Below are 11,697 nucleotides of genomic sequence, written 5' to 3' on the forward strand. Positions count from 1 at the left end.
ATCCCAACTCTCCTTACGAGAAACTTTCACCTATTCCTCCATTCCTATAACTTCATATATTAGTTGAGAATTAACTACTAACGGACGAGGTGCAGCTATTCCATAGCCTTGAGCGTTATCTAGTCCCATTTCTTTAATTTTTAGCATAATACTATTATCTGTGACAAACTTGGCAATAGTTTTAATGCCTAAGATATGAGCAATTCGGTTAATCATATTTATCATCTCATAAGCTATCAAATCATCTTTCACTTGTTGAACAAAATCGCCATGAATTTTCCAATAATCCACAGGGATTTGTTTTAAGTAATTCAATGAAGAAACGCCGATACCAAAGTCATCTAAGGCAAACTTAAAGCCCAAATATTTCAAGGATTCTATTAGCTTTGTTGCTCCATGAAGATGGGAAATTACAACGGTTTCTGAAATTTCAAAACAGATAGACTGGGGCAAAATTTGATATGTATCTAGTTGTGCCTTTATAAAATCAACTAATTCGTCATCTTTCACACTAGAAGCTGACAAGTTAATTGCATATAAATAATGGCTTTGTGCTTCCTGACTTTGCTGATGTAATATCCCAAAAACAGTATCAATTACCCAGCGATCGATCGTCGTAATTAAATCATAACGTTCTGCCGCAGGTAAAAAAGCCATTGGCGGAATTATTTCCCCATTTTCATCGACCAAGCGCAGCAAGATTTCTTGAAATTCTAATCGAGATGGCTCAGAATTTAGGGGAAAGATTTGTTGACTATATAAACGGAATTGATTTTTAGCTAACTTATCTGTTCTCTTAGCAGAAATTGCTTGATTAATCTTCTTTAACCATTGTTCCGCCAGAGTTGTTTGTGCTGTTTCCACTTTATCAGGTTCGTAAGTATAAATACAATTACGCCCATTATTTTTGGCTTGGTAACAAGCAGCATCAGCCATATTCATTAAGCTTTCTATACTTTTAGTTTCGGCATTAATTGTCACTAAACCAATACTTACACCAATAGTAAAAGGTTGATTATCCCAAATAAAACGAAATTCCCGGATACTTTCTAAAAGTGATTGAGCAACAACTTGTCCTTGCTGAATGGAACAGTTAAACAATAGCAAGCCAAATTCATCGCCGCCAAGTCTTGCCAAAACATCTGTTTGACGCACTTGATTTTGCAACAAATTACTTACTTGGCGCAACAGTTCATCACCCGCAGCATGACCACAAGTATCATTAACAATCTTAAATCTATCTAAGTCTAAATAACACATAACGTGCTGTTTATTTTGGTTTTTAGCTGTTTCCAAACCTTCCTCTAAGCGTTTTCTGAATTCCTGACGATTAATTAATTCTGTAAGTGCATCATGACTAGCTTCCCAAGAAAGTTGTTGATTTACTTGAGTCAGTAAAGCTGTACGTTCTCCGATTAAATCTTCTAAGCGTTCCTGATATTGCTGTAATTCAATTAATGCTTGTTTGCGCTCGGTAATATTTTCGACCATGCGAATATAGAATTGCGGTTTACCCTGGTCATCACGTACTAGGTAAGCATGAACTTGACACCAAATCATCTGCCCATTTTTGCAAAGGTAGCGCTTTTCTTTTTGATAGCGATCGCTATCAATTAATGCCTGTCTATTTCTTAATAAATAACGTTTCCCTGGCACAGGATTTTCGCTATTTTCATCTTCTTTAGGCGAGGGTTGGGGAAGAATATTTCCTGTAAAATCGAAGCTAGTTAATTCTTTCTCGTGGTACCCTAACATTTTTTGCAATGCTGGGTTACTGGCGATCGTCCTTCCTGCCAAATCAATAATTTCAATCCCCAGACTAACTCCTTCAAAAAGTGAGCGAAAGTGCGCTTCTCTCTGTTTTAATGTGGCTTCAGCTTGTTGTTTTTCGGCAATTTCTGCTGCTAATTTTTGGTTAGCAATCTCTAATTCTGCTGGACTAGGAAGTGCTAAAGCTTGCGGAATTAAAGGCCACAATTCTAAAGCTGTGTACATTGAAACTAGTGCCGTCAGCGCTTTCACACCACCAGAAAGCCAGTAAACAGGGTGCCACAGCGTCCAAACTTCCAACAGGTGAGTTGTCCCACAAGTAATAATAAAAGCGCCAAACAAGAAAAAAATGCTTTTAAAAGGTAAGTCATGCCGCTTGTAGGCGAAGTAGATCAGCATTAACGGAATTGAATAGTAAGCTAATGCAGTCAACCCGTCTGATAGTACGTGCAACCAAACTAAGCCCTGATTCCACAAGTAGCAGTGTCCGTGGGGTACAAAATTTTCTGAGAAAAACAACGCTTTGAATATCTCTTGCATAAACAATTTCTCTGTTTAAAGATACTGTAAAATTTTCTCTTCTAACCAATTTTACAAAAAATATTTCTAAGATTTTATCTTAAGAATTTAAATTTAATCATTTTAAATATTACTCATCCAGAGTATTAACTAGGTATTTTCCGCAAACTTTGTGATTGATTAAAGACAGAGAAATATTCTCCCAATTAATGTTAAATTTTAATAGCTGAGTTAGAAGTAAAGTAATGGGAAAACAGGGGCTTTTTGTCGGATTGGTGACGTTAGACTTAGTTTATTTAACGACAAATCCACCCAGTATAAACCAAAAAATAGTTGCTTTGGATTATACGGTAAGCGCAGGTGGCCCAGCAACAAATGCAGCTGTAACCTTTAGTTATTGGGAGAATACAGCTAAAATTTTGGGGGTAGTTGGGCAGCATCCAATTAGTCATTTAATTCGCTCTGATTTAGCAAACTATCGGGTAGAAATTCAGGATTTAGATCCGGCTAGATTAAACCCAATACCAGTATCTTCTATTTTTGTTACCAATTCTACAGGCGATCGCGCTGTAATTTCGCTCAATGCTATTAAATCCCAAGTAGTTGAAGAAAGTATTCCTAGTGACATCTTACAAGATATAGATATCATTTTAATCGATGGTCATCAAATGGCAGTTAGCCAAAAGATTGCCAAACTGAGTCAAGGGAAAAGTATTCCTTTAGTAGTAGATGGTGGCAGTTGGAAACCCGGATTTGAAGAGTTGTTACCTTTCGTAAATTATGCAATATGTTCGGCTAATTTTTATCCTCCCGGCTGTGAAACCACAGAGCAAGTAATTGCTTACCTGGCGGCATTAGGTATCCCTGAGATTGCCATTACTCAAGGAGAAAAACCCATCCAATATCTATCAAAAGGCATAGCTGGAACAATAGAAGTTCCGGCAATTAAACCAGTAGATACTTTGGGTGCAGGAGATATTTTTCATGGAGCCTTCTGCCACTATATCTTGAACCGAGATTTTCTCCTGGCGCTGCAAGAAGCGGCAAAAGTTGCGGCTAAATCTTGTCAATATTTTGGCACAAGACGGTGGATGTCTGAGGAAATTTCCTGACTTTAGTAGCCCAAATGTTTTACTATCAAAGCCTAAATAGAAAATCCGAAATATAAATTAAATAAATGCTATTTTAGTCTATTATCTAGTAGAATCTTGATTAACCAAACAAACTCAGGCTAAACTGGTGAGCAAGTTGCTAAGACTAACGGGTAGCATAAATAAACATCTGGCGAAATTATAAGGAAGTTTAATAGTGTTGAAATATTTAGGGAAAGACCAATTTGAAGGGTTAGAAGAAGCGATCGCGATCGCCAAATCAGTAGGCTGGGGTGCAGCCGATATCTTGCGCTCTTACTATCGTGGCTCCTCCGATCGCGGCGAATTAAACATCCAAGACAAAAAAGAAGGGCCAGTCACAGCAGCAGATATAGTGACAAACCAATATATTCTCGATCAATTAGAAGCCAGATTTGGCACCCAAGACTTTGGTTATCTCACAGAAGAAACATATAAATTCGAGTCAAAAGGAGTCATGTCTCCCCCATTATCTCAAGAGTGGATTTGGATTATAGACCCCTTAGATGGCACCAGAGATTTTATTGAACAAACAGGCGAATATGCAGTACAAATTGCCTTAGTTCATCAAAATCGTCCCATAGCTGCCGTAGTAGTTTGGCCGGAAGCAGAAAAATTATATTATGCCCTTAAAGGTAGCGGTACTTTTGTCGAAACACGCCAGGGAAATCCCACTCCCGTAAAAGTTTCCCAACGCCAAAATATTGAAGATTTATCATTAGTAGTCAGTCGCACTCACCGAGACGATCGGTTTAACTATTTATTGCAAAATTTACCATGCAAAAATCAACAATATGTCGGCAGTGTAGGCTGCAAAATTGCCACGATTATCGAACAAAGAGCCGATGTTTACATTTCCCTTTCCGGTAAATCTGCCCCCAAAGATTGGGATATTGCCGCACCAGAATTAATTCTCACCGAAGCCGGAGGAAAATTTACTTATTTAGATGGTTCTCCTCTAAATTACAATCGCGGAGATGTGAATCAATGGGGTTGCTTAATTGCCAGTAATGGTTATTGTCACGAAGAATTATGTAATCAAACAAAACAAATTTTGTCACAATTAGAAAGTTAAAAATCCCCACCGTAGGGTGCGTTAGCGCAGCGTAACGCACCTATAATTCCTCGTGAAAGAGAGTACATTAAAGATAGAGGCAATGGTGCGTTAGCGCCAGCGTAACGCACCCGACAAATTAATTAATTCGCGTTGCAATCACAGCATAAAAAGGATCGCCACCACCAGCACCAATTAACTGTAAAATTTTTGGAACAGTGGAGGCACGAATAATTACTTCTGGTTCACTAAAACCGGGAACTAAAGTAAAATAGCGTTTGACTAATTCTACTCGACCAATTTCCGAATTATCGCGCCATGCAGTAATAGCTTTTTGATAAAACATTCGGTTAGAAAAGCTAATAATTGCGATTCCACCAGGCTTGAGAATGCGATGAATTTCGGAAAAAATAGCATCTGGGTATTGCAAATACTGCACAGAAACACAGTTAAGAACTGCATCAAAATCTTGATCTGGGAAAGGTAATTTAGGATTCTGGTTGAGGTTTTGCAAAAAGTAATGATTTAAGCGAGTATTGCGTGCTAATTCCTCTTCGTTCATTCCATGACCTTCCACATGAGCAAATTCTATCTCATCTGGTAGGTGAGAAACCCAACTACTCATCATATCAAAAATGCGAGTATTAGGTTTTAAGCGTTCCCGATACAAATCAGTTAATTGCTGAATAAACCCATCATCTACATGAGTAACAAAGCGAGGAAAAGAGTAGAACAGGGAATCATCTGTGTCATCTAACTTAGTGCGTTGATTAGGTCGGAGGAGCATGAGTTTAAAATTATAAAAACAGCAGCTACTTAGTAATTATAAATAAATGTAACGAATCGGGAGCAGGGGCAGGGGGGCAGGGGGGCAGGGGGGCAGAGGGGCAGAGGGGCAGAGGGGCAGAGGGGCAGAGGGGCAGAGGGGAAAGGTAAATTTAATTCTCAAGAGTCTCAAGAGTCCCAAGAGTCCCAAGAGTCCCAAGAGTCCCAAGAGTCCCAAGAGTCCCAAGAGTCCCAAGAGTCCCCTAGTCTCCCAGTCCCAAGAGTCCCCTTGTCTCCTTGTCCCCAGTCAAGAGTCCCCAATCAAAACTTTCTTCAATCCTCAAGTGGCGCGAGAATCTACTTGTTGTAGGATTTGTTCAACTTGTTTAGCTTTGGGAAATTCCTTGCGTTTAATGAATATTTCTCTGGCTTTTCTTAAATTAGCAACCCCCTGATCTTTATTACCTTGTTGCAAAAAAGCTAGTCCTAAATTGGTTAAAGCGTCGGGATATTCAGCATTAATTTTTAAAGCTTCGTTCCACTGCTCAATTGCTTCTGGTAATTGACCTTGTTTAGCTAAAGCGACACCTAAAGAGTTCCGAGCGACGGCGTGTTTGGGATTAATTTCGATCGCTTTGCGATATTCTGCGATCGCTTCTTCCCCTCTACCTTGGCGCTCCAAAACTATTCCTAACCTTAAATAAGGAGTTGGTTCCTTGGGAAAAGAAGTAATCAATTGCCTAAAAATTGTTTCCGCAGCAGCCATATTTCCTTGGGTATAAAGATCAGTACCATAACTGACAATTTGCCCATAACCAGAAACAACATCCGTGCAATTTTTCTTGTTATCAGTCGCGTTGACAACACATTTTTGTAACTTATCTTCCTTAACTTCATAATCACCTGCGTCTGCTGAAGCACCAGGTTGAATTCTTCTTGGTGAAGCACCTGGTTGAATTCGCAAACTATCCGCTTGTGCAAAGCTAGGTTGAGCTAACATTAAAGTCGATGCTCCCCAACCAGCTAAAATGCTCAAAGCCATCCAAATGAGAGGCTGATTTAATTTTTGGTTCACACTGTTCTTAACTTTCATAAGCCTGATGCTGACTCCTCCACAATTAGCAATGATTCCAGTTTAAGATGAGGAAGCTGTCAGCTTGCACTGGAACCGATAATCTCTTACAGTACTGCCTTGCCTTGTAGCATATTACTTTTTATTAGTCAAGTAATCCGACGTGCAACAGTTCATCCCATTGTATGAGTTACTAATCTTATGTGCAGAATAAAGATAGGGTAAATAAAGCTACAAAATCACAATGCAATCAGCAACAATAGAAAAATCCCAGGCCAATCAACCACCGCTAATTCCCCGTGAAATTCTGTTTGGGAACCCAGAAAAAACCAGTCCCAGACTTTCACCGGATGGCAAATATTTGGCGTATATCGCCCCTGACGAGAACAACATCTTACAAGTTTGGTTGCGAACAGTGGGAGAGGAAGATGACCAAATCATCACCGCTGACAAAAAGCGGGGGATTCGGACTTTCTTCTGGACTTACAATCCTGACCAGCTAATGTATATGCAGGACTCAGACGGCGATGAGAATTTTCACCTTTACTTGGTGAACATTAAATCGAAAATTGTTCGAGATTTAACACCTTTTCAAGGAGTCAAAGCAGAAGCGATCGACCTTGACCCCAAATTCCCCAATTTAGTATTAGTGGGAATGAACTTGAACAACCCACAAACATTTGACGTTTTCCGCATCAATTTAGAAAATGGTGCAGTAGAATTCGACACCCAAAACCCCGGTAATATTATTAGTTGGACGGCTGACGCTGACTTCCAAATTCGCGCCGCCACTGCCAGCACACCTGATGGCGGGACGGAATTATTATTTCGGGAAACAGTTGATAAATCTTGGGAAAGTTTGCGCCGTTGGAGTCCTGATGAAGATGGCGGCGCTGTGGGTTTTTCTGCTGATGGTAAAACCCTTTATATTGAAGGCAATCATGATGCCAATGCCCAACGTTTAATTGCTTTTGACCCGGCTAATCGTCAAGAAACTGTAATTGCCCAAGACCCACAATATGATGTTGGGGGTGTGATGATGCAACCAATAACGCGAGTTATTGAAGCAGTTTCTTTTTACAAAGATAAGCAGGAATGGCAAATTTTAGACGAAAGTATTGGCGCAGATTTTGCGGAAATTGCCAAAGTTCGTCCGGGAGAGTTTTTCATCAGCAGTCGAGATTTAGCTGATAAAAATTGGCTAGTTGCTTACATGACTGATGATGGCCCGGTTTACTATTACGCCTATAATCGGGAGACAAAAACTAGCACTTTCCTGTTTAGCAATCAGCCGAAGTTAGAAGGGTTGCAGTTAGCAGCAATGCAGCCTGTTTCTTATCAAGCCAGGGATGGTTTAACTATTCATGGTTACTTAACTACTCCGGTTGGAATTGCTACCCAAAATTTGCCGACTATTTTATTAGTTCATGGTGGCCCTTGGGCTAGGGATATGTGGGGTTATGACCCGGAGGCGCAATGGTTAGCTAACCGAGGTTATGCGGTTTTACAAGTTAATTTTCGCGGTTCTACAGGTTACGGCAAAGATTTTTTGAATGCTGCTAATCGGGAATGGGCTGGCAAAATGCACGATGATTTAATTGATGCGGTAAATTGGTTGGTGGAAAAGGGCATTTCTGACCGAGAAAAAGTTGCCATTATGGGCGGTTCTTATGGTGGTTATGCCACATTAGTTGGTTTAACTTTTACGCCGGAAGTGTTTGCTTGTGGTGTGGATATTGTTGGCCCTAGTAATTTGATGACTTTGTTGCAAACGATTCCTCCTTATTGGGAACCAATGAAGGTGCAAATGTATCATCGGATTGGTAATTTGGAGACAGAACCGGAGTTTTTGGAATCGCGATCGCCTTTGTTCTTTTGCGATCGCATTCAAAAACCTTTGCTAATAGGTCAAGGTGCCAACGATCCCAGAGTAAAACAATCAGAAAGTGACCAAATTGTTGAAGCAATGAAAAAAGCAGGTTTACCTGTGGAATATGTGCTTTATCCTGACGAAGGTCACGGTTTTGCCCGTCCCGAAAATCGCCTCCATTTCTATGCTGTTGCTGAAGAGTTTCTCGCCAAATATTTAGGCGGTAGGTGTGAACCTGCAACTAATATTCAGGGACATTCTGCTGTGATTAAATAAGTTAGTAGGGTGGGCAATGTCCCACCTTACTCTTGATTATCAGGGAATTCATAATTATTATTGTTGGCGATCGCATCCATTACTCCATTTACAATCTCTCTAGACATTCGCCATGTGCCCATCTGATAACTACCTGAATGTAACCTATGGTAATAACTTAAATCTTTGACTGGATATAATCCATTACCCTTTTTTAACCATAAGTAGTTGAATACTAAAACGTCAGCAGCACGCACTGACACATTTTTATTCTCTTCTGCACATTCAACGTATTTAGGTACATTTAAGAAGTAATTACCATCATTAAGAAATCCGCGAAACAATTTTATATCTTGACCGCTTAGGATTATTTCTTGTACTTTTTTATAATCAATTTTTCCCACATCAAACCGACTAAAATCAAAGTCTGGCTTAGCCAAGGTAGGACAATATATCAGCCTACTATCCCATGTGGGTATTGCGTAAAGTATATCAACGTAGGTTTTACTAAGCACGTTATCTGAGTCTAGAATAATTGCCCATTCATTTTTACATTTGGAAATAGCTGTAATTTTACTTTTATACGGCCCAAGATTTTTTTCACCTCTATAAATAGTAATCTTAGGCGATAATTTTTTTACCTTCGCTTCCATGCGGGTAAACTCTTCTATAGAGGAGCAATCATCATAAATAATAACCTCGTCAATTCTCTCGTCTTGCAGAACATTACGCAAGGCACCAATGATTAATTTAGAACGATTATAATGGGTTATGGCTAAAGATATACTGCGATTTTGTGGCAGGCTTCGTTTAATTGATAAAAACTGAACCGCTAACGGATTTGTTAGTATTTGCATCGTTATTTCATAATATTTGGCATACATTTTTTCCGCCAATTTTAAGCTTTTTAATTTTCGATAACCTTTGGTAAAAACATTCATATTTCTTAACATCTCCCTCAAGCTGTTGACTATTCTAGTGTAACTCAATAAAACAAAAAACTGCCGAAATTGATCCTAGTGCCAATTTGGAGAAATGTTTCAATACCACAGGTAATGGCTGTATAATTTACCATCAAAAATTACTTATTCCGGCAAGACAATTGCTTCTAAACGGAACTTAGCAATGCAGGCAATTTCTTTTAAGGCTTGTGCCATTTCCGCATCTTTGGTATTACTTGTCCGTTCTACAAAAGCAGCTAAAATGCTATCTTTTGTATGATTTTTGACGGCGATAATAAAAGGAAAACCAAATTTATCTTTATAAGCTTGATTTAGAACTTGAAATCGTTGGAACTCTTCAGGAGTTAGCCTATCCAAACCTACGCCAGCTTGTTCTTTTACGGAAGCTTCCGCCATTTTTGCTTTAGTTCCTAAGTCTGGATGGGCGCAAATTAAGTTTAATTGTTGTTCTTTACTGGCTGTTTGGACGACTTCTACCATACTTTGATGTAGGGCGGATATGTCAGCAAAAGGGCGTTTTTCCCAAGCGTTTTTCGGTATCCAAGGTGAATCTTCAAAGATTGTTGCTAAAGCTTCGGTAAAAGCTTCTTGGTTCATTTCATTGAGTTGAGAAATGGTATATTGCATAGTTAATTTGAGAAGAAAGGGAACAGGGAACAGGCAACAGGCAACAGGGAGACGGGAAAGGGTAAAGGGTAAAGGATAAATTATTGATTATCTCCTCTGCCCCCCAGCCCCCCAGCCCCCCTGCTTAAGAACGTTCCATCCAACCGCGCATTTTACCAGGGTTCATTAAACCGTAAGGATCGACCATTTCTTTAAATTTGACTTGGGCGATATCAATAGTTTTTCTGCCGCCATCTTCTAATATATGGACGTGAGGATTGGGGATGAAAATTCCGCGTTCTTCGTGATAGTGAATAATTTCATTTAAGCGTTCTTCTGTGGTGAAGCGAACTACTTGTAAACCTGCGGGAACGGCTACCCCACCAATGCGGATAAATTCCAAGTGCATCATTACTTCACCACCGAAATGATAATATAACTCTTCAACTAGGGAGAGATTTTTATCGGGGGGGAAAACGCTTTGCAAATATGTTAAGGAGGTATCGACATTGCGGGCGTGCAAAGTTGTATGATTCCAGGTAAATTCGGCAATATTAAAACCTTTACCTGCATCTTGGGCTGATTTTTGATATGTAATTTTGCCGTCAAATTGTTGGACTAAATCTTGTAAGGGTTCTAAACTGGTTTCTGATACGATTAATAGGGCGGCATGGGTGTTGTCTGGAAGATACGATCGCAAAGCCGTAAAATAAGTAGGAATCGGCCATGCAGTAATACAAATTAACTTTTTAATCATCCCATCTGCATCAGCCAACGTTTGCCCAAATTTGGCAGCAGTCATAAAATCATCGAAAGTAACTATTATTTCTGCCCAAGGATATGCAGGCGCTAAGGGAATTTCTAATTCTGTAATAATGCCATTCACACCCCAAGCATGATTAACTTTTTGCACATCATCTCCCCGCAATTCAATTACACGGGGTCGATCTTCCATTGTGACAACTTTTAATGCTAAAACATTGCCGCGATCGCCAAGTAAGCCATAATTAATTGAACCTATTCCACCACTTCCCCCAGCAATAAAACCCCCAATTGTCGCAGTCCGATAAGTAGAAGGTGCCATTCGCATTTCCCAGCCAATTTCTCTGCCTTTTTTATCTAACTGCGCCAGTTTTACTCCCGCTTCTACCCTGGCTACCCCTGGCTTCACCCACAAAATTTCCTGCATTCGCGTCATATCTAGAATGACACCACCATGCAAAGGTACGCATTGTCCATAATTCCCCGTTCCGGCACCGCGCACTGTCAGCGGTATTTTATACTCAACGCAAGCCGCTGCTACTCGGAGAACTTCGGCTTCGTTCACCGGACGAACTACCACATCTCCGGTTTTTCCAGCTAACTTCGGTTGCAATACAGGACTAAAAGTATGATAATCCTGAGAAAGCTTTGTAACTTGCACAGGATCGGTAATTACCTCAATTCCTGGAAATAGGGTGGAAGCATCCCAATCTTTTGATTTTGTTGGAGTTAATGTCATTGCCGTAAGTTAGTCTTTGACTATGAACTACTTCGCCGTAAGACGGACGAAGTTTCTAACGCTTCATCTAACAAACTTGCTAAGGAAGTCGGAGGCTTCCTTTGTAGAGGTTTATTATCCACGTCTTTAGACGCTGGTTCCCAACGCCTAAAACATTATTTATGCTTTGCTTGTTTACAGGGGACTTATTTTT

Annotated in this window: 9 protein-coding genes; 3 read left to right on the plus strand and 6 right to left on the minus strand. The window is 39.9% G+C overall.

Features of this window, described 5'->3' with window-relative positions:
- Positions 1-30: 30 nt before the first annotated feature.
- Positions 31-2,310 (minus strand): bifunctional diguanylate cyclase/phosphodiesterase, encoded by a 2,280-nt coding sequence (locus ACE1CI_RS15585; RefSeq protein ID WP_413266034.1) that lies wholly within the window; start codon positions 2,308-2,310, stop codon positions 31-33.
- Positions 2,311-2,534: 224 nt separating this feature from the next.
- Between ACE1CI_RS15585 and ACE1CI_RS15590 the strand changes: the two genes are divergently transcribed.
- Complete coding sequence (locus tag ACE1CI_RS15590) at positions 2,535-3,401, plus strand: sugar kinase (RefSeq protein ID WP_413266033.1); 867 nt, start codon at positions 2,535-2,537, stop codon at positions 3,399-3,401.
- Positions 3,402-3,600: 199 nt separating this feature from the next.
- Positions 3,601-4,494 carry a 3'(2'),5'-bisphosphate nucleotidase CysQ family protein gene (locus ACE1CI_RS15595; RefSeq protein ID WP_459564103.1) on the plus strand — a complete coding sequence of 298 codons (894 nt, stop codon included), beginning with the start codon at positions 3,601-3,603 and terminating at the stop codon, positions 4,492-4,494.
- A 118-nt stretch (positions 4,495-4,612) separates the two neighbouring features.
- On the opposite strand, the gene ACE1CI_RS15600 is transcribed toward ACE1CI_RS15595, so the two are convergent.
- Both ACE1CI_RS15600 and ACE1CI_RS15605 read right to left on the minus strand, forming a co-directional pair.
- Entirely contained in the window at positions 4,613-5,260 is a 648-nt protein-coding gene (locus ACE1CI_RS15600) for a methyltransferase domain-containing protein (RefSeq protein WP_413266031.1), read from the minus strand.
- A gap of 318 nt (positions 5,261-5,578) precedes the next feature.
- Positions 5,579-6,331 carry a tetratricopeptide repeat protein gene (locus ACE1CI_RS15605; protein ID WP_413266030.1) on the minus strand — a complete coding sequence of 251 codons (753 nt, stop codon included), beginning with the start codon at positions 6,329-6,331 and terminating at the stop codon, positions 5,579-5,581.
- A 223-nt stretch (positions 6,332-6,554) separates the two neighbouring features.
- On the opposite strand from ACE1CI_RS15605, the gene ACE1CI_RS15610 reads away from it, so the two are divergent.
- Positions 6,555-8,456 carry a S9 family peptidase gene (locus ACE1CI_RS15610; protein ID WP_413266029.1) on the plus strand — a complete coding sequence of 634 codons (1,902 nt, stop codon included), beginning with the start codon at positions 6,555-6,557 and terminating at the stop codon, positions 8,454-8,456.
- 26 nt (positions 8,457-8,482) lie between these two features.
- Here ACE1CI_RS15610 and ACE1CI_RS15615 read toward each other — a convergent pair whose 3' ends face one another.
- The 3 genes from ACE1CI_RS15615 to ACE1CI_RS15625 all read right to left on the minus strand — a co-directional run bounded on the left by ACE1CI_RS15615 (position 8,483) and on the right by ACE1CI_RS15625 (position 11,504).
- The gene (locus tag ACE1CI_RS15615; protein WP_413266028.1) at positions 8,483-9,376 is read right to left on the minus strand and encodes a glycosyltransferase; all 894 of its coding nucleotides are present in this window, start codon (positions 9,374-9,376) and stop codon (positions 8,483-8,485) included.
- A 144-nt stretch (positions 9,377-9,520) separates the two neighbouring features.
- Positions 9,521-10,024, minus strand: a complete 504-nt coding sequence (gene uraD / locus ACE1CI_RS15620) for a 2-oxo-4-hydroxy-4-carboxy-5-ureidoimidazoline decarboxylase (protein ID WP_413266027.1) — start codon at positions 10,022-10,024, stop codon at positions 9,521-9,523.
- A 124-nt stretch (positions 10,025-10,148) separates the two neighbouring features.
- Positions 10,149-11,504 (minus strand): FAD-binding oxidoreductase, encoded by a 1,356-nt coding sequence (locus tag ACE1CI_RS15625; protein ID WP_413266026.1) that lies wholly within the window; start codon positions 11,502-11,504, stop codon positions 10,149-10,151.
- Positions 11,505-11,697 lie beyond the last annotated feature (193 nt).

Source organism: Floridaenema flaviceps BLCC-F50, from assembly GCF_041929275.2.
GTDB lineage: Bacteria > Cyanobacteriota > Cyanobacteriia > Cyanobacteriales > Aerosakkonemataceae > Floridanema > Floridanema flaviceps.

Coding starts and splice junctions, on each gene's coding strand:
- ACE1CI_RS15585 (WP_413266034.1), bottom strand. CDS start 2,310: ATGCAAGAGATATTCAAAGCGTTGTTTTTCTCAGAAAATTTTGTACCC.
- ACE1CI_RS15590 (WP_413266033.1), top strand. CDS start 2,535: ATGGGAAAACAGGGGCTTTTTGTCGGATTGGTGACGTTAGACTTAGTT.
- ACE1CI_RS15600 (WP_413266031.1), bottom strand. CDS start 5,260: ATGCTCCTCCGACCTAATCAACGCACTAAGTTAGATGACACAGATGAT.
- ACE1CI_RS15605 (WP_413266030.1), bottom strand. CDS start 6,331: ATGAAAGTTAAGAACAGTGTGAACCAAAAATTAAATCAGCCTCTCATT.
- ACE1CI_RS15610 (WP_413266029.1), top strand. CDS start 6,555: ATGCAATCAGCAACAATAGAAAAATCCCAGGCCAATCAACCACCGCTA.
- ACE1CI_RS15615 (WP_413266028.1), bottom strand. CDS start 9,376: ATGAATGTTTTTACCAAAGGTTATCGAAAATTAAAAAGCTTAAAATTG.
- uraD (WP_413266027.1), bottom strand. CDS start 10,024: ATGCAATATACCATTTCTCAACTCAATGAAATGAACCAAGAAGCTTTT.
- ACE1CI_RS15625 (WP_413266026.1), bottom strand. CDS start 11,504: ATGACATTAACTCCAACAAAATCAAAAGATTGGGATGCTTCCACCCTA.